The following is a 17,851-nucleotide window of genomic DNA, read 5'->3' as shown; positions in this document are numbered from 1 at the left end:
GAAAACGGCTCTGAGGACTCCGATCACGCGCCGCTTGGGAGAGGCTATCGACGGCGGCCGAACGTCGCCGTCGTTCAGTAGAACTCGCGGACGAGATCCGTCGCGTTCTCCGGTGCGCCGTCCGGGATGTCGGACATATCCGCGCTGATCCCGTGCTGTTCGGCGTAGGGAACCGAGTCCTCGTCCTGGTAGATGATGCCCTGATACTCCTTGTCGGCGTCGAGGATGACCTCCTTGGCGTCCTCGTAGTCGTGACGGTCGTGGTCGGTCTCCTGGAGGTCGACCAGCGAGTCGCGGAAGTAGTCGTAGGTGTCGACGTCGTTGAACGTGACACACGGCGAGTAGACGTTGACGAACCCGAACCCATCGTGTTCGATCGCCTCCTGGATGATCTCCTGGTGACGCAGCGCGTCCGAGGAGAACGACTGGGCGATGAAACTCGCTCCGGAGGCCAACGCGAGCGCGTGCGGGTTGACCGGCGGCTGTTTCGACCCCTCGGGCGTCGTCGACGTCTCGAAGTCGGACCGGGAGGTCGGAGAGGCCTGCCCTTTGGTCAATCCGTAGATCCGGTTGTCCATCACGACGTAGGTCATGTCCACGTTCCGGCGGACGGCGTGGACGAAGTGGCCGGCACCGATGGAGTAGCCGTCGCCGTCACCGCCGGCGACCATCACCTCGATGTCGGGCCGGGCGAGCTTGACGCCGGTCCCGACCGGGAGCGCGCGGCCGTGGACGCCGTGGAGCGCGTAGCTTCGCATGTACGTCCCGATCTTGCCCGAACAGCCGATCCCGGCGACGACGAAGGTGTTGTCGGGATCGTTGCCCGTCTCCGCGAGGGCCTTCATCATCCCGTTCATCGTCCCGAAGTCGCCACATCCTGGACACCACGTCGGCTGCTTGTCGGATTTGAAGTCGGTGAATCGAACGTCTGAACTCATTGGTTACGCCTCCAGGGTCGCCTTGATGTCGCGTGCGAGCTCGTCGGCCTTGAACCGCACGCCCGTGTACTTGTTTATCCGTTCGACGCGTTCGAGAACGTCGTGTTCGACGAGGTCGGCGAACTGCCCGGTCGCGTTACACTCGACGACGATCGTCTCCTCGGCGGCCTCGACCGCCTCGGTGAGGTCCGGTCGGGGGAAGATGTAGGGCACCGAGATCACGCGGACGTCGATGTCGTCCTCCTCGAGATACTCGAGCGCCTCGATGAGCGCGCCCTCGTTCGAACCCCACGAAACGACGAGCGTGTCGGCCTCGGCGTCGCCGAATTCGCGCGGGCTCCAGTCCTCACGTTCCTCGGCCGTCTCGACCTTCCGGTTGCGCTTGTCGACCTGCTCAACGCGCATCTCCTGCTCCTCGGTCCGTCGTCCGAGCTCGTCGTGTTCGAGCCCCGTCGACATGTGAGCGCCGCCGCTCGTGCCAGGGAACGCACGCGGGGAGATTCCGTCGTCGGTGATCTCGTGCGGCTTGAACTGCTCGGCGTCGGTCTGGTGGTCGCCGATCGTCTCCTCGTCGACCACGAATCCACGGTCGATCTCGACGGCATCCATATCGAACGCGTCGGGCTCGTAGGTCTGTTCAGTGACCGCAAGCGAGAGATCCGCGGTGAGATAGACCGGCGTCTGGTACTTCTCGGCAAGGTTGAACGCCTCGACGGTCTTCCAGAAGCATTCGTCGATCGTCGTCGGCGCGAGGACGAACCGCGGGATCTCGCCGTGACCGCCATAGAGCATCCCGTTCAAATCGCCCTGTTCCTGTTTCGTCGGCATCCCGGTGGAGGGACCCGAGCGCATCACGTTACAGATGACGAGCGGGGTCTCGGAGGTCGCCACGAGGCCGAACGTCTCCGTCATCAGGTCGATACCCGGGCCGGAGGTCGCGGTCATCGATCGGGCACCGCCGCGGGCGGCGCCGAGGGCCATATTGATCGCCGACAGCTCGTCCTCCGCCTGCACGACGTGGCCGCCATACCGTTCGATCCGTCCGGTGAGGTACTCCATCACGTCCGTCGCGGGCGTGATCGGGTAGCCGGAGTAGAACCGGCAGCCGGCCGCGATGGCGCCCATACCGATCGCCTCGTCGCCGTTCAACAGGACGTAGTCGTTGTCGGTCGTCTCGAGTTCGTAATCGAACTCGTGGTCGAACTCCTCGGCGACATAGGACTGCCCGGCGCGGGCGGCCTCCTGGTTGTTGTCAACCAGCTTCTGACCTTTGTCCTTGAACCGCTTCTCCAGGGCCGAATCGAGGTTCTCGATCGGGAAGTCGGTGACCTCACAGGCGGCGCCGAGGGCGACCACGTTGCGCATGATGGCGCCACCGGCTTCCTCCGCGAGGCGCTTGAGCGGAACGTCGAGACCCACCATCTCCTCGGGAATCTCGGCGTTCGCCATCGTGGTTCGTTCGCCGTCGTAGATGATGACCGACCCCTCGTGAAGCTCCGGAAGGTTCTCCTCGATCGTCCGTGGCGTCAACGCGATCAGGACGTCGAGTCGGTCGACGACGCTTTGTACTCTGTCGACGGACGTCCGCACCTTATAGGCGGTGTACCCGCCCCGGATCCGGGAGGCGAAATCCTTGGAGGTGAAGACGTGCCGACCCGAGCGAGACAGCGCCTGGGCGAAGATCTTGCCCGTCGAGTCGATGCCATCGCCGGCTTCCCCGCCGATGGCCCAGTTGAAGTCCGCGACCATACTATTCCGGTTCTTCTGTTGCACCAATCAAAAGACTTCTGAAAGGCGTCCTACCGCCACATTTCACGTTTGGTCAGTAACGTCGACATATGGGCACTAGTGTTGTTTTATTTCTCCATATTCGAGTCCATTATATCCAAACGTCAACGTTTCGTGGCGGATCGACGAGTTCCGGACCGCACCGTATTCGACGATCGTCGAACCAGTTTGGTCCGGCAAGCGTGCCGGTGGGTCGTGCTCGCTGACCGTCCGAATGCGTCCGCGATCGATCCGTCATCGATGTCCGCAGCCTCGGCCGGGACGGGAACTGGTTTGTGTCTCAACCCACAACCGGACGTATGGACGCACACGTAGTCATCGCGTCGATCGACGACGTCGGTACGGACACGATCGCCCTCGAACTCGAGACGCCGGACGGGTTCTCGGCGGAACCCGGGCAGTTCATCAAACTCACCGGAACCGTCGACGACGAGGAGTACTCACGGTTCTATACGCTCTCCTCGCCGAACACCGACGAAACCTTCGAGACGACGATCGAGATCGACCACGAGGAGGGGGGCCCGTTCTCGGCATACCTCGCCGCGCTCGAACCCGGCGACGAGATCGAGATGAGCGGCCCATACGGCAGCGATCACTACGAGGGCGAACCGCGAGTCGTGGTGATCGCCGGCGGACCCGGCATCGGCCCCGCCGTCGGGATCGGCGAGCGCGCGCTCGCTGACGGGAACGAGGCGGCGATCGTGTACCGGGACGAGGAGCTCGCGCATCGCGCGCGGCTCGAAACGCTTGCGGACCGCGGCGCAACGGTGCGGCTGCTCGAGGACGGGACCACCGACCTCGCCGACGCGGTTGACGACGTCGTCACCGACGATCCGGAGGAACAGGTATTCGTGTACGGCTTCGCCTCCTTCATCGAGGACGTCGAGGACGCACTCGAAGCGATCGGATCGAGTACCGACGGCGCGAAGATCGAGAACTTCGGGTAGCGAGCTTCCACGTCGATCGGTAGCGTTCGCGGACCGAATATAAACGATTTTCGTATATGTGAGTGCGCATCACGAGCGAGAGTACCACACGTTTATAGCGGACGATGCGAATCATCGACATGTATGTCAGACTCGGACGAGGGACCCGAACTGGAAGCGCGACTCGCCGAACAGGACGTCTTCGAACCGCCGGCGTCGTTCACCGACCAGGCCAACGTGACCGATCCGGCGATCTACGAGGAGTTCGAGGAGAACTGGCCCGACTGTTGGGCGGCCGCGGCCGACCTCCTCGAGTGGGAGGACTCCTACGATCGGGTACTCGACGACGACAACCCACCCTTCTACGAGTGGTTCACGGGCGGAAAACTGAACGCGTCGGCCAATTGCATCGACCGTCACCTCGCGGAGCGCGGCGACGAGGCCGCCATCGAATGGGTCGGCGAACCGGTCGACGAGGCGAACCGAACCTACACCTACGAGGAACTCCATCGCGAGGTCAACGAGGCCGCCGCAGCACTCCGGGATCTGGGCGTCGGCGAGGACGATGTCGTCACGCTGTATATGCCGATGATCCCCGAGTTGCCGATCGTGATGTTGGCCTGCGCCCGGATCGGCGCCCCACACAGCGTCGTCTTCGCGGGGTTCTCCGCGGACGCGCTCGCGACCCGGATGAACGCGGCCGACTCCGAATACCTGGTCACCTGTGACGGCTACTACCGGCGCGGTGACGCCCTCGACCACCTCGAGAAGGCCACCGAGGGACTCGACGGGGTCGAACACGACACCGAAACCGTGGTCGTCGAACGGCTCGCGGCCAACGGCGACGGCGTCGACCACGACCTCGGGCCCGACCAGCGGACCTACGACGACCTGCTTGCGGGCCACGAGGGCGCCACCGTCGAGCCCGTCAGCCGCGACGCCGAGGACATGCTGTTCCTGATGTACACCTCCGGAACGACCGGCAAGCCGAAGGGGGTCAAGCACACGACCGGCGGCTACCTCGCGTGGGCGAGCTGGACCTCCCAATCCGTCCTCGACGTCAAACCGGAGGACACCTACTTCTGTTCGGCCGACATCGGCTGGATCACGGGCCACTCCTACATCGTCTATGGACCCCTCGCGCTCGGAACGACGACGATGATGTACGAGGGTGCCCCCGACCAGCCCGACCGGGATCGACTCTGGGAGATCGTCGAGGAGTACGAGGCGACCCAGCTGTACACCGCCCCGACCGCGATCCGGGCGTTCATGAAGTGGGGCGAGGAGTACCCGGCCGAGCACGACCTCTCGAGCCTTCGGCTGCTCGGGACCGTCGGCGAGCCGATCAACCCGCGCGCGTGGAAGTGGTACTACAAACACATCGGCGGCGAGGACTGTCCGATCGTCGACACCTGGTGGCAAACCGAGACGGGCGGGATGATGATCACCACGCTGCCCGGGATCGGAGACATGAAGCCCGGGTCGGCCGGCCCGCCGCTGCCGGGACTCGACGTCCGGATCGTCGACACCGCCGGCGAGGAGATCGGCGCCGGCGAGGCTGGCTACCTCACCGTTCAAAAGCCCTGGCCGGGAATGTTGCGAACCCTCTACAACAACGACGAACGCTACATCGAGGAATACTGGGCGGAGTACTCCGACGTCGACAGCGACGACCCCGACGACTGGGTCTACTTCCCCGAGGACGGCGCGAAGATCGACGACGACGGCTACATCACCGTTCTCGGTCGCGTCGACGACGTGATCAACGTCTCCGGCCACCGCCTCGGGACGATGGAGATCGAGTCGGCGATCGTCGGCGTCGAGGGCGTCGCCGAGGCCGCCGTGGTCGGCGGCAACCACGAGATCAAGGGCGAGGCCGTCTACGCGTACGTCATCACCGAGGAGGGCTATGCGGAGACCGACGACCTTCGCCAGCGGATCATCGACGGCGTCAACGAGGCGATCGGCCCGATCGCCAAGCCCGAGCAGGTGATCTTCACGCCCGAACTCCCCAAGACGCGCTCCGGGAAGATCATGCGCCGCCTCCTCGAGAACATCGCGAACGACGAGGAGCTCGGCAACACGAGCACCCTGCGAAATCCCGAGGTCGTCGAGGACATCCAGCGGACCGTCCAGGGCGACTGAGGCGGGATCGGGGTTCGGAGGTGGGCTCGTTCGGCTCGACGTTCCGGAGTCACCGATCGCGGACCCGGCGTGGAGTGAATAGTCCCGGGCGGATTCGAACCGAGTAGGAGGTCTTTTCCCTTATAAAGCAGCGTGCGAGGCGACGTCGTCACCATCCCAGTGCTGGATCCAGTCGGTGAACCGGCTCGGGGTCAAGTGGTTCGAGAGACTCCATCTCTCGTCATTACGGAAATCTTTGATTTCCGTCCGACCCCGAGGCACTCGGCCTGTTCCGCCTGTAGAAAGAGTTACCCAACTGCACTCACATTGTACACATATGAGCTCGGAGAGCAAGAAACGCGTGCAGTTCCGCGCGCCGCGAGGTTTGATCGACCGAGCGGACGCACTCGCGACCGTCCTCGAGACGGACCGTACGGACATCCTTACCGACGCACTCCGTGAATACCTCCGAGAAGCATCTCACGATGACGATATCAAACAGGAGATCGCCGGCGCATACTACGAGGATGATATTACGTTCGAGCAATTAACGGAACTCGTCGGTCACGAGGAGGCTGCGAACTTTCGTGTTTTAAAAGGACAACTTCGTGAGGAGTTTCTCGAAGAAGCCGCGGAGGAGCTGGCAGACTCATAGATGGTGCTTCTCGTCGCGGATACGTCCGCTCTCGTGACGCTTGGCACCGTCGCCACCCACGAGCGGAACCCGCTTGATATCATTCTCGATGCACATCGAGTCATCGTCCCCGATCGAGTGCTCGCGGAGTTGGAGGAAACCGCATCATACGATGATCAGTCGGGAACCGCTGCACGGGCGGTTCTCGATCGCCGAACCACGTTCCGTGTCCGGACTGCAGCTCTCGATGCGGATTTCCCGCTCGATGACGGCGAGAACGCAGCGGTTTCTCTCGCTAACGACCTCGGCGCGACGCAGTTTCTCTGCGACGAATTCAATCGCCTCGCTCTTATACACGCGTCCCTTGCGGATACCCGCCTCGTGACGACGCCGACGCTCGTAACCATACTCGTCCGAAACGAGTTTCTCTCGTCGAATGACGCTCAAGCGCTGGTCTCGGAGATGAGTGATGCGCGGAGCTGGGACACTAACACCTACGTCGCGCAAGCGACCCGAACCCTCCGACAAGCTAGCGACGACGCCTCCGACGACGATTTGGTGTAGTCCCGAGCGGATTCGAATCCAGAGGACGAGCGAACGCGAGTCCTCGCGGTTCGAATCCGCTAATATCTGCGGCTCACGATACCGTTCGCCGCAGGATAGTCCCGGGCGGATTCGAACCGCCGTCATGGGCTGTCTCTCGCCCCTGTTGAACAGTAAGCGTCCAAAGGCCCATATGATTGGCCAGCTACACCACGGGACTTCAATTACACACAAACCATCGACGACAAATAGACTTACTGTTTCGGACTTGTGATTTCAATCGTTCCCGCTTCCGCCAGCCGATGACATAAGCGACATAGTGTTACCGCGTTCGAAAGTGTATGGGTATCCTGGGGGTCCTCAAACTCCCGGACCGGTTTGAGATGGTGAACATCAGGTTCCCGCCCGATCTCTTCCGTATTAATGACACAATTCTGCCATTTATGATCGTCCCGAGAAAGCGCTGTACGCCGGACACGCCACCAATCTCCGCGGTATTTTGTGTCTCCTTCCCGAAATTGATGATGTGATTCACCAACTACGTTTTCCTAAAACAAGAAAAATTTCCCCATCAGTCCGCGCCCTCGAAGGCCGCCTCCAGACAGGCGCAGGCGTCGGCCTCGGCGTCGAAGCAGTCGGGACACTCCGGCTCCCGATCGATGATCGTGTCGAGGCGGTCGGCGACGGTGTCGTCGATCACGGCCTCCAGCTGGCGCGCCTCGGCGCGGAACTCCTCGACGCCGAGCACGTTCGCGAGGAAGCGCTCGATGATGCAGTAGGTCTGGAGCGCGTCCCGGGCGCGGACGATCCCCTCCTCGGAGAGCGTGACGCCCTTGTACTTCTCGTGGTCGGCCAGGCCACGCCCCTCGAGCTTGCCGATCATCTCGTTGGCGCTGGCGGGACTGACGTCGAGCGCGTCGGCGATCGATCCCGTCGAGGCTGGCCCGTCCTCCTGGTTCTGGATCAGATAGATCGTCTTGAGATACTGGTCGGCGGTGTTCACGGCTGACCCTCCTGGGTCGTCCCGGTCGGTCGGTCGTCGCTGTGGGTTCTCGGCTGCCTCATCGTTTCTCCATGATCGCCGTGACCTCCTCGACGCCCTCGGCCTCCTCCTCGCGGATCGCCGACAGCGTCGCGATCAACTCCTCGCGGTTGACCGAGAATTCGGCGTCCGAGGCCTCGATCGCCTCGATGAGGTCGTCGTAGAACTTGTAGGCCGTCTCCTCGTTACACAGGGCGTCGTAGAGCACGCCGTCGAAGTCGTCGGGCTGGGTCCGCCCGTATCGGGCCTCCACGAGCCCCTCGATCTCGTCGAAGGGAACGCTCTCGACGTCGAGGTCCTCGATGAGGTCCTCGAGCCGCCGACGATGGTCGGCCGACTCCTCGGCGGCGTGTTCCAGCAGGTCCTCGACCGCCGCGTCGAGCTCGGCGTCCAGGCTGGAGTAGTGGTGGTACGCGCGCGCCTCGACGACTTCCTCAAGGACGATCCCGATCTGTAGGAGGCGCGCGAGTTGGTCGTCGGAGGTGATCCGGTTTCCGACGCTCATCGAACACCCCCGATCGGCGATACCGGTCGCATACACGGTTCTCAGGCAGTGATCGACTTAAGGAGTTCCCCTCGGGCCGGAGCTACCCGGTCCGATACCGTAACGCAGGCCGGGTCGAGCCGCGGCTACTCCAGCCGTGCCTGCACGAGCTCCTCGAGATCGTCGCGGAACTCGTCAACGCGGATCTCCTCGAGAACCGGCACGAAGAAGCCCTCGACGAGCATGTTCCGCGCGGTCTCGGGGTCGATCGAGCGGCTCTTCATATAGAACAGCTCCTCGGCGTCCACCTGTCCCACGGTCGCCGAGTGGGACGCCTCGGTGTCGTGGTTGTGGATGATGAGCTTCGGCGACGCGTCCGCCTCGGCGTCGTCGGAGAGCATCAGCGTGTTCTCCCGCTGGTAGGAGGAAGTGTTCCAGGCGTCACGACCGACGTCCTGGACGCCCTCGTAGACCGACCGGGCCTCCTCGTCGAGCACGCCGCGCGTGACGAGGTCGGCGGTCGTGTTCTCGGCGTTGTGCCAGACGCGCGCGTTGAGATCGAGGTGCTGGTCGTCGTGACCGAAGAAGGCGCCGACGATCTGGGTCTCCGAGCCGTCGCCGTCGAGTTCCGTCTCGACGTCCGACCGGGTGAGCGCGGATCCGAGGTTCCCCTCGATCCAGTTGATCGTCGCGTACGTATCCGTCGACCCACGCTTGAGCGTGTAGGTGTAGGTGTCCTCCGCGAGGTTCTGCAGCGACCCGTACTGGACGTAGGAGTTCTCCCCGGCAGCGACCTCGACGAGGTTTGAGAAGTACCGGTCGGCATTGGCCGGACTCACGTCCGCCGCCGCGTCCGCGCCGGATTCGATCCCCTCGAGGATCGTAACCGACGAGGACTCCTCGGTGACGACGAGCGTCTGGCTGAACAGCGACCGGGAGTTCATCTCCGCGCGGATCGTCACGTCCTCGGCGTCGACGCCGGCGGGGACGTAGACGAACGTTCCGGTCGTAAAGAGCGCGACCGAGAGCGCGGTGAGGTAGTTCTCCTGGGGATCCAGGACGGAGCCGAAGTTCGCCTCGATGACGTCCCCGTACTCCGCGAACGCCTCCGTGAAGGGAAGGACGACGACGTCGTCCTCGCCGTCGCGCTCGGTGACGTCGGCCTGGTTGAGCGGGTCGACGAGCGACTCGAAGTCGAGCCCCTCGAGGTTCGTCCAGCGGCGGCCGGGCGTCTGGATAACGTCCGGCAGATCGAGCTCGTCGAGCTCGTCGAACGCGTCCAGTCGCGTTTCGAGGAGCCAGTCGGGCTCGTCGCGTTCCTCGGCGATGCGTCGGACCGTGTCCTCTGAGAGGCTATCGAGTACCTGCGTGCTCATATTATCCGAGTGAACCCTCCATCTCGAGTTCGACCAGTCGGTTCAACTCGACGGCGTACTCGATGGGCAGTTCCTCCGTGATCGGCTCGATGAAGCCCGAGACGATCATCTGCTTGGCGTCGTCGTCGTCGAGACCGCGTGACTGGAGGTAGAAGATGTCCTCGTCGCCGATCTTCCCGACGGTCGCCTCGTGGGCGACGTCGACGTTCGACTCGTTGATCTCCATGTACGGCATCGTGTCGGAGGTGGACTCGTTGTCGAACATCAACGCGTCACACTCGACGGCCGTTGAGGAGCCCTCGGCCCCGTCGGCGATGTGGACGAGCCCGCGGTAGTTGGTGCGGCCGCCGTCCTTGGAGATCGACTTCGATTCGATCGTGGATTTGGTGTTCGGCGCGTTGTGGTAGACCTTCGCGCCGGTGTCGATATCCTGGCCCTCGCCGGCGAAGGCGATCGTGATGTGGTTGTCGGAGGCGCCACGGCCCTTCAGGATCGTAGAGGGGTACAGCATCGTCGCCTTCGACCCCATCGAACCGGAGATCCACTCCATCCGGCCGTTCTCCTCGACGATCGCGCGCTTCGTGTTGAGGTTGTAGGTGTTCTTCGACCAGTTCTGCACGGTCGAGTACTGGACGTGGGCGTCCTCGCCGACGAACACCTCGACGCCGCCGGAGTGGAGGTTGAACGCCGAGTATTTCGGCGCCGAACAGCCCTCGATGTAGTGCACCTCGGAGTTCTCCTCGGCGATGATGAGCGTGTGCTCGAACTGGCCCATCCCCTCCGAGTTCATTCGGAAGTACGCCTGGACGGGCATATCGACGGTCGTGTCCTCGGGAACGTACACGAACGATCCGCCGGACCAGATCGCGCCGTGGAGCGCCGCGAACTTGTTGTCCGACGGCGGCACGCACTTCGTCATGAAGTGCTCGCGAACGATCTCCTCGTGTTCCTGGACCGCCTCGTCCATATTGCAGAAGATGACGCCCTTCTCCTCCCATCGGTCGCGCATGTTCTGATAGACGACCTCGGATTCGTACTGGGCGCCGACGCCCGAGAGGGCGTTCTTCTCGGCTTCGGGGATGCCCAGCTTGTCGAAGGTGTCCTTGATGTCGTCCGGGAGCTCCGTCCAGTCGTCCACGCCGGCGCGGACGTCCACGTCGGGGCGGATGTACGGAACGATCTCGTCGACGTCGACCTCCGAAAGGTCGGGCTGGCCGGGCCAATCGGTCGGCATCGGCATCTCCTGGAACTGCTTGAGGGCACGAAGGCGCCGCTCAAGCATCCACTCCGGTTCGTCCTTGTCATCCGAGATGAGGCGGATGGTCTCCTCGGTAAGGCCCTTGTCCGCTTTTAACGCCGACTTCTGTTCCTTCTTGAACTCGAAGCGGGCCTCGGTATCGGTGTCTTGCAGGTCTTCTGAACTCATATGTAGTAGTTACGTCTCCTGTCGGATAGCTCTATGTGTAACCACGAGTGATTACGCCGCCTCGTAGGCTTCCTCGCGGACCCAGTCGTACCCCTCGTCCTCGAGTTCGGTCGCCAACTCCGCGCCGCCGCTTTTCGCGATCTTCCCGTCGAGCATCACGTGCACGTGGTCGGGCTCGACGTAGTCGAGGATGCGCTGATAGTGGGTGATCTGGAGGATTCCGGTACCCTGCTCGTCCCGAAGCGCGTTGATGCCCTCCGAGACGTCCTGGAGGCGATCGATGTCGAGCCCCGAGTCGATCTCGTCGAGGACAGCGATCGCCGGCTCGAGCAGCGCGGCCTGCAGGACCTCGTTCTGCTTCTTCTCGCCGCCGGAGAATCCGGCGTTGAGGTATCGCTGCATGAACTTCTCGTCCATGTCGAGCAGCTCCATCTTCGCCGTGAGCAGCTCCTGGAACTCGGCGACGCCGATCTCGCCGTCGTCGGCGGGCCCCTCCATCGGGGAGGTCTCATAGCCCGCGTCCTCGTCCTCGTCTGCGGCCTCGTCGAGGTCGGCCTCGTCCGCGAAGAGCTCCTGGCGCTCGTCGTGTTTCGCGTTGATCGCCTGTCGGAGGAAGTTCGTCATCGTGACGCCCTCGATCTCCGCCGGATACTGGAAGCCGAGGAAGATGCCGAGCGCTGCGCGCTCGTTCGGCTCCATATCGAGGAGGTTCCACCGGTAATCCGACTCGGAGAGCTCGACGTCGATGTCGTCGACGTCCTCCTCGTCGAGTTCGAGCACGATCTCGCCGTCGGTGACCTCGTAGGCCGGGTGGCCGGCGATGACCTTCGCGGTCGTCGACTTTCCGGAGCCGTTCGGGCCCATCAGTGCGTGGATCTCCCCGGAGGCGACCTCCAGGTCGACGCCACGGAGTATCTGTTCTCCGCCCTCTTCTGCCACTTCGGCGTGGAGGTTATTGATCTCAAGAGTTGCCATAGCTGTGATTCCTCGTATCCGAATAGTGGTCGCTACCGCGGTTAATGGTTACGGATTACCCCGTGCAAATGGGTGTCAAAAGAAAATTTTCTTTCCGAAACGAAAAACCGTGTGAATCACGGTCCCGAATCGGCCCCGTATCGGTACCGGAACTCACATGAACTGTCCGAGACCGCTTTGCTCTTGACCGGTCTTGATCTCGTCCCAACTCATTCCGAGGGCCTCGATCACCCGGGATATCGGCCCCTTCAACGTCTTCTCGAGCATCAGCTCCCAGTCGATCGTGAACTCCTCGGGGATCTCGTCGGCGTACTCATAGCAGATCACGTCTGGATCGCGTTTGAACTCGCCGTACAGGGGATCGGTGTGGGGATCGAGCCCGCGTTCGTCCTCCATCCGTCGCCAGAAGTCGGGGTGGACCGTCTCGAGATAGAGCCGTTTCGGTTTCGAACCGCGATCGAAGTTCGTGCCGAGCAGCAGGTTGGCGTATTTCGCTCCCCGAACCTGCGCGGTGTCGGTCTCGTAGGCGTCGAGTCGCTTCCCGATTCCGCCCGGAATGCCGATCTCGTCGAGGTCCACCTCCCCGGTGAGGAAGTCCTCGATGACGTCCGAGAGGTACGTCTTGATGTCGGCGATGTCCGCCTCGATGTCGTCCCCGGTGACGATCGTCTCGATGACGTGTTTTTGCACCTCCTTCGTGATCGGCGCGATGTCCGATCGCTTGTACTCGAAGCCGGTGATGTCGATGTCGTCGACGTCCTTCCCCTCCTTCCAGACGATGTGGCCGGCGTATCGCTTCTTGCGTCCCGCCTGGAAGAAGCGCCGGTAGAGCTTCTCGAACTCGATCTGGAAACGGTGCATCTCGGCGTTCAACTCCTCGCGCGCGAAGTCGTCGTAGCGGCCGTTGATGTGGTCCTCGATCGAGAAGGACGTCTCGATGGCGGACTCGACTCCGGTTTCCTGTCCGAGCTCCAACATAATGCTGTCAGTATCCCCATATGTCACCTTCATATCAAGTTCCGACGCCGCCTCCTCCGTGAAGGAAATCACCTCACGTCCCGTCGCCGTCACGGCCGCTGCGCCTTCCTTGTCGTAGAGTCGGAACCGATCCCACCCCGTCACGCCGTACAGCGATTGGCCGACGAACTGGAACGTTCCGTTTCGGCCGGCGAGGAGCGTGTGGTTGTCGGCGATCGTGACGCAGTAGACACCGTCGTCGGCCGTGCTCCGCGATCCGCTCCGGTGCATCCGAAGCGTGTTCTTCGCGCCTTCGTTCCCATAGATCCGCCAACTCCCGCTGTCGCGGGCGTACTTCGCCGTCAGCCCCAGGTGCGCACAGAGCCGAAGCACGTCGTCCCGAAGCCGGTCGCTCGAAGTCGTATAGCGCCACGAGTTAGGTTGTCGATCCCCGTCGCCGTCGATGAGCGTCTCGAGGAACCGCCGCTTCTGTTCCGTGCTTACCTCGAAGACGAACTCGGGGATCCGCTTGTCGAAGCTGTCGCTGCCACAGCGGTCCCGAAGCAGCCCACCGAGAAGTGTCGACGTGAACTGGTGGGCACGGTCGTCGACGTAGCAGTCGAACCCCATTCCGTCGAGCAGATCGCCGATCGCTGCGTGATGACCGCCGCCGTCGGGGATCGCGTTCTGGGCGATCTTCACGGTCGTCGCGGATCCGCGGTGGTGGTCCCCGAACGACCTCTCCTCGGACGTGTAGACGTTCCCCTCCGTGATATACCACGCCAACAGGTCGAGGAAGTCGTCGCCGTCGTAGGTCCGTGGGATCCACTTTCGACCGGATTCGCGGTGGATGAAGCTCGTCTCACAGACCGACTCGATGTACTCGCGGTGCTCCTCGAACTCCTCGGCAGTAAAGACGTAGCCGACCTGCCCGAGATCTGCCTTCGGGACGCGCCGGGGCGTCCAACCGAGCTCGGCGGTGAAGGTGTGTCCGTGTACTTCCGGCCGGACCCACACCTCGTACTCGCCGTCGAGCAGTTCCGTGAGGTCCACCTCCTCGATCGGTTCGTCGTCCGGGCCGTTCCAGTCGTGCGGCAGTTCGTAGTTCGTCGCGCGATCGAGATCGCCGGCCTCGACGAACCGGTAGTCCTCCTCGGTGATCCCATTCGTCTCGTTCTTGCGAACGAGCATCCGGTGGTTCGGAGTCACGCTGAGGTCGATCTTCGAGGTCTCCATGTTCACGAGGTCGCCGCGGTACTCCGGATACGCGTGCGTCTCCGTGACCGGCTTGACCTCCATCCGCATCGTGTCCGGATCAAGGGAGTAGACCTCGTCGCCGACCGCGAGATCCGTGATCGACCGCACGCCGTTTGGCGTGAGTACATCGGTGTCCGGCGTGAAACAGTTCATAATCACCTTGACAGCTGCCTGCTGACGGTCGTACTGCGCGTACGGTTGTGAGCCCGGATCGTGGTCGTTGCGGAGCTCCTTCTTCCGCTCCCGCTCGGAGAGGAGCTCGTCGACCATCTCGCGCATAATGCCGTCCGGCTCCTTGCGGAAGTGGGTCCCGTTGGGCGCCAGGTACGTCTCGCCGTCGTATTCGTCGGGATCGACCTTCGTCTCCGGGCCCGCGTTGATCGTCACCATGCACATAGGATAGAGTGACTTCAAATCTAGTACGGTCACCATCTCCTTCACCCCGGAGATCGGGTCGAAGACGGCCCCGCCCTCGAACTCCTCGGACTCCTGTTGGCCCTTCGTCGGGAGCGCGAACTTGCCGTGGGCCTTGTGCAGGACGTAGACGTCGACCGCGTCGCCAGGCGTCGGTGCGTCCTCGAGTTTGCAGCCGACGAACTTCTTCACCTCGTTCCAGAAGTCGATCAGGTTCTGTTTGCGGTCGATCTCCACGCAGAGCTCGACGTCGCGCAGGTTGTACTCGAGGAGGCGTTCCGGGTCCTGTTCCCAGAGGTCGCCGATGTCGCCGGCGTACCGTTCCTTGCCGACATCGAGTTCCGTCTCCCCGACGGCGTCGAGCCGGTAGGACTCGAGTTCGGTGAACTGCGTGCGCTTGTAGGCGTACAGCAGGTCGAAGACGACTCGACCCTTGATGTCCGGACCGCCCCACCCGGACCGCCAGACTTCGCCGATCCGCGAGAGGCGATCAACCGAGAGGTCGTGATCGGTCCGGGAGTCGAGCCGTTCGAGACGATCGAGGAGATAGGGCGCGTCGAAGTCCTCGAAGTTCCACCCGCAGAGGACGTCGGGGTCGGTCTCGTTGAGGTAGTCGATGAACGCCGCCAGCATCGCCTCCTCGGTCCCGAAGGACTCGACGCGGGCGTCGATACCGCCCTCCTCGATCCCCTCATATCCCGGTAGATCCTCTGGCGGGATCGTCTCGCCGTCGGGGGCCTCGTAGAGCCAGACGACGTACTCGTCGTCGTAGGAGTCGTGGCTGGTCAAACAGACGATCGGTTCCTCGCCGTCCTCCGGGAATCCCCGCCGGTCGTCGACCTCGATGTCGAAGGTGTTCACCCGAACGTCGGCCTCGACGTCGGCCGGCTCGAGATGCTCCTCGGCGACCTGGATCCGGCCGTCCTCGAGCCGTCGTTCCTCGACACGGAGTCCACCGGCGATCCCGTTGTCGATCAGGAAGCGGTTGGGGAACAGGATGTCGGCCTCGAAGGTCGTCTCGAAGTCGTCACGGATGTTCCCGACGTCACGCGGCGTCCGGGTCACGATCCGGGTGAGCGGCTCGCCCCGGATGCTCTCGTAGGCGACGTCGTTGGCGTCCGACTCCCGGGTCCCGATCACGACGTCGTACTCGTCGACGGGGTCGCGATCGAGGTCGGTCGTCGGCACGTAGAAGTAGGGCTCGACCCCGAGCACGCGGAGGTGTTCGCGGACGTCCTCCCCGTCGGGATTCGGCCGCCGTCCGAACACGTGGACGACGGGATACTCGTCGCTGCCGCGCCCCTCGACGGCGTAATCGACCTGTGTGACCGCCAACTCGACGGTTCCCGTCGAGTCGGGGAACTTCGCGTCGTCGACATCGATCACGTCGTTGACGTGGCCGCCGCCACCGCCGGCCACGACGCGCGCCTCCTCGCGAACGACGTCGGCCGATCGGCCGTCGCCGTCCCCGCCGGTCGCGTCGGTGGCGGCGTCCCCGTCGGGTGAGAACTCGGAGAGCCCCGTCTGCGTCATATGCCGCCTTTGTCGTACCCGGCTAAAAAGGTCGACCATTCGGGTGGGGACCTCACGCGGGCATCTGGACCGGACGGAGTCGCTCGCCGCGGCCGGGATCACCCGGTTTCGACCACCCCTCCGACGGAAAGGCATATATCCTGGTACACCATACCACGCCCTATGACGTCCACCCCCAACACGGACGAGAGGCAGCGCTCGGGCGGTCAAGCAGCCGTGGCCGACGTCGAGGCCTATGAGGACGGGGGCAACGTCGTGCTCTTCGATCCGGACAATCCACTGGCGTGGGTCGAAGCGAGCAGCACGGTTCGGCTACAGGACGTGGCCTGACCGGATCGTCACGCGCCTAACCGGATCGGCTCGCGTCGTTTCGACGCTCACTCACCCCGGTTCCGCTGCTAGTCCTCCAGCGATCCGTCCATCGATCCGACCGGAACGCCTTTGCGTGCCTCGAACGGACCGGAAGACGTGCTTTCGAGCGAGGGCGATGACGACGTCGAGTTCGCGTTCGACGAGGCGAGCCCCGCGGAGGAGGATCTCGCGCCCGACCCGCCCTCGGTCGAGAACTACGAGAACCGGTTTCCGGAGCCGGACGTCGATGACCTCGGTGCCGGGTCCGATCTCGATCCGCGGACCCATCGAACGTTCATCGTCTGCGTCCTGTTGAGCAACGTCGCGCTGTTCTGTGTCAGCCTCGGTGTGATGCTCGTCTACTTCCGGGGGCAGTGGTCGATCGGTCTCGGCGTCGTCGGCGTGGGGGTGCTCGCGGGCATCCGAACGGTCCAACACTACCGATCGTGGCAGCAGTATCGCCGGGAGCGTGATGCGAGGGATGAGGCTGGCGTCGACCGAAACGAAACCGATCCGGAACCAACCGAACCGGAGCCAACCGATCCGGGATCGACGGACTCGGAACCAACCGATCCGACATCGAACGGTTCGTAACCCTCATCCTCGCTGCGTCCCAGTCGTAACCCGTGCAACCCGTCCGTGACACGTCCGGAAACCGCTATCTCCTCGTGAAACGGTCGACGGACTCGAGCCGCGTTTGCGACCCCGAGACGGGCGAGGAACGATACGTTCCGACCGCCGACCTGGAACCGGTCGCCGACGAATCCGGCCTCGAAACCGCCGCTGCAGCGGTCGTACCGACGGCCGTTCGCCGCGTCCTCACCGCGATCCACGACGATCGGTCCCTGGGGCTGCTCGTCGTCCTGGTCGACCGTGGCCCGCTGTCCGTCCGTGAGCTGCTCGATGGGACCGACTACTGTGAATCCGACCTCCACGGGCTGCTCGCGGAGCTCCGCGCCGCGGGACTGATCGCTGAGACAGAGATCGCCGGGCACCGTGGCTACGCCGCGACCGAGGTCGCCGAGACGGCGGTTGCGGACCTCCGGTCGATCGAGAGGGAGTGAGCGGGGACGGTGACGGCCA

At 63.5% G+C, this 17,851-nt stretch carries 16 protein-coding genes and 1 tRNA gene; 7 read left to right on the top strand and 10 right to left on the bottom strand.

All coding sequences use genetic code 11. The features are described 5' to 3' along the window. Positions 1–74: 74 nt before the first annotated feature. A complete protein-coding gene (locus BLW38_RS02360) occupies positions 75–938 on the bottom strand; it encodes a 2-oxoacid:ferredoxin oxidoreductase subunit beta (protein WP_092813743.1) in 864 nt (287 codons plus the stop codon). 3 nt (positions 939–941) lie between these two features. Beyond that, positions 942–2,687, bottom strand: a complete 1,746-nt coding sequence (locus BLW38_RS02355; RefSeq protein WP_092813740.1) for a 2-oxoacid:acceptor oxidoreductase subunit alpha — start codon at positions 2,685–2,687, stop codon at positions 942–944. A 338-nt stretch (positions 2,688–3,025) separates the two neighbouring features. Between BLW38_RS02355 and BLW38_RS02350 the strand changes: the two genes are divergently transcribed. The 4 genes from BLW38_RS02350 to BLW38_RS02335 all read left to right on the top strand — a co-directional run bounded on the left by BLW38_RS02350 (position 3,026) and on the right by BLW38_RS02335 (position 6,974). Continuing rightward, positions 3,026–3,673, top strand: a complete 648-nt coding sequence (locus BLW38_RS02350; protein ID WP_092813737.1) for an FAD-dependent oxidoreductase — start codon at positions 3,026–3,028, stop codon at positions 3,671–3,673. 123 nt (positions 3,674–3,796) lie between these two features. Further along, positions 3,797–5,797 (top strand): acetate--CoA ligase, encoded by a 2,001-nt coding sequence (gene acs, locus BLW38_RS02345; protein WP_092813733.1) that lies wholly within the window; start codon positions 3,797–3,799, stop codon positions 5,795–5,797. Positions 5,798–6,113: 316 nt separating this feature from the next. Beyond that, positions 6,114–6,431 (top strand): hypothetical protein, encoded by a 318-nt coding sequence (locus BLW38_RS02340; RefSeq protein WP_092813730.1) that lies wholly within the window; start codon positions 6,114–6,116, stop codon positions 6,429–6,431. Then, positions 6,432–6,974: a hypothetical protein gene (locus BLW38_RS02335; RefSeq protein ID WP_092813727.1), complete on the top strand. Its 543-nt coding sequence runs from the start codon at positions 6,432–6,434 to the stop codon at positions 6,972–6,974. A 96-nt stretch (positions 6,975–7,070) separates the two neighbouring features. Here the strand turns inward: BLW38_RS02335 and BLW38_RS02330 are convergent. From BLW38_RS02330 to BLW38_RS02290, 8 genes are all read right to left on the bottom strand, one after another. Next, positions 7,071–7,173: transfer RNA gene (locus tag BLW38_RS02330), tRNA-Gln, on the bottom strand. A gap of 34 nt (positions 7,174–7,207) precedes the next feature. Next, a complete protein-coding gene (locus tag BLW38_RS16765) occupies positions 7,208–7,363 on the bottom strand; it encodes an HNH endonuclease (RefSeq protein ID WP_394327071.1) in 156 nt (51 codons plus the stop codon). Positions 7,364–7,524: 161 nt separating this feature from the next. Next, the gene (locus BLW38_RS02315) at positions 7,525–7,956 is read right to left on the bottom strand and encodes a metal-dependent transcriptional regulator (protein ID WP_092813721.1); all 432 of its coding nucleotides are present in this window, start codon (positions 7,954–7,956) and stop codon (positions 7,525–7,527) included. A 58-nt stretch (positions 7,957–8,014) separates the two neighbouring features. Continuing rightward, positions 8,015–8,500 carry a ferritin family protein gene (locus tag BLW38_RS02310; protein ID WP_092815512.1) on the bottom strand — a complete coding sequence of 162 codons (486 nt, stop codon included), beginning with the start codon at positions 8,498–8,500 and terminating at the stop codon, positions 8,015–8,017. A 125-nt stretch (positions 8,501–8,625) separates the two neighbouring features. After that, positions 8,626–9,855 (bottom strand): Fe-S cluster assembly protein SufD, encoded by a 1,230-nt coding sequence (gene sufD / locus BLW38_RS02305; protein ID WP_092813718.1) that lies wholly within the window; start codon positions 9,853–9,855, stop codon positions 8,626–8,628. Position 9,856: 1 nt separating this feature from the next. After that, on the bottom strand, positions 9,857–11,281 hold the full coding sequence (sufB, locus tag BLW38_RS02300) for a Fe-S cluster assembly protein SufB (protein WP_092813715.1): 1,425 nt from the start codon (positions 11,279–11,281) through the stop codon (positions 9,857–9,859). A gap of 51 nt (positions 11,282–11,332) precedes the next feature. Further along, positions 11,333–12,256, bottom strand: coding sequence for an ABC transporter ATP-binding protein (locus BLW38_RS02295; protein ID WP_092813712.1), 924 nt, complete (start codon positions 12,254–12,256; stop codon positions 11,333–11,335). Positions 12,257–12,409: 153 nt separating this feature from the next. Further along, positions 12,410–16,417, bottom strand: coding sequence for a DNA polymerase domain-containing protein (locus BLW38_RS02290; protein ID WP_092813709.1), 4,008 nt, complete (start codon positions 16,415–16,417; stop codon positions 12,410–12,412). Between the two features lie 162 nt (positions 16,418–16,579). Between BLW38_RS02290 and BLW38_RS16120 the strand changes: the two genes are divergently transcribed. The 3 genes from BLW38_RS16120 to BLW38_RS02280 all read left to right on the top strand — a co-directional run bounded on the left by BLW38_RS16120 (position 16,580) and on the right by BLW38_RS02280 (position 17,832). Beyond that, entirely contained in the window at positions 16,580–16,747 is a 168-nt protein-coding gene (locus BLW38_RS16120) for a DUF7331 family protein (protein WP_177167401.1), read from the top strand. Positions 16,748–16,885: 138 nt separating this feature from the next. Next, the gene (locus tag BLW38_RS16115) at positions 16,886–17,362 is read left to right on the top strand and encodes a DUF7322 domain-containing protein (RefSeq protein ID WP_092813704.1); all 477 of its coding nucleotides are present in this window, start codon (positions 16,886–16,888) and stop codon (positions 17,360–17,362) included. 32 nt (positions 17,363–17,394) lie between these two features. Continuing rightward, complete coding sequence (locus BLW38_RS02280) at positions 17,395–17,832, top strand: DUF7346 family protein (RefSeq protein WP_092813701.1); 438 nt, start codon at positions 17,395–17,397, stop codon at positions 17,830–17,832. Positions 17,833–17,851: the final 19 nt, after the last annotated feature.

This window comes from Halopenitus malekzadehii (assembly GCF_900108505.1).
GTDB classification, from domain to species: domain Archaea; phylum Halobacteriota; class Halobacteria; order Halobacteriales; family Haloferacaceae; genus Halopenitus; species Halopenitus malekzadehii.
This window is presented reverse-complemented; position numbering and strand designations above follow the sequence as displayed.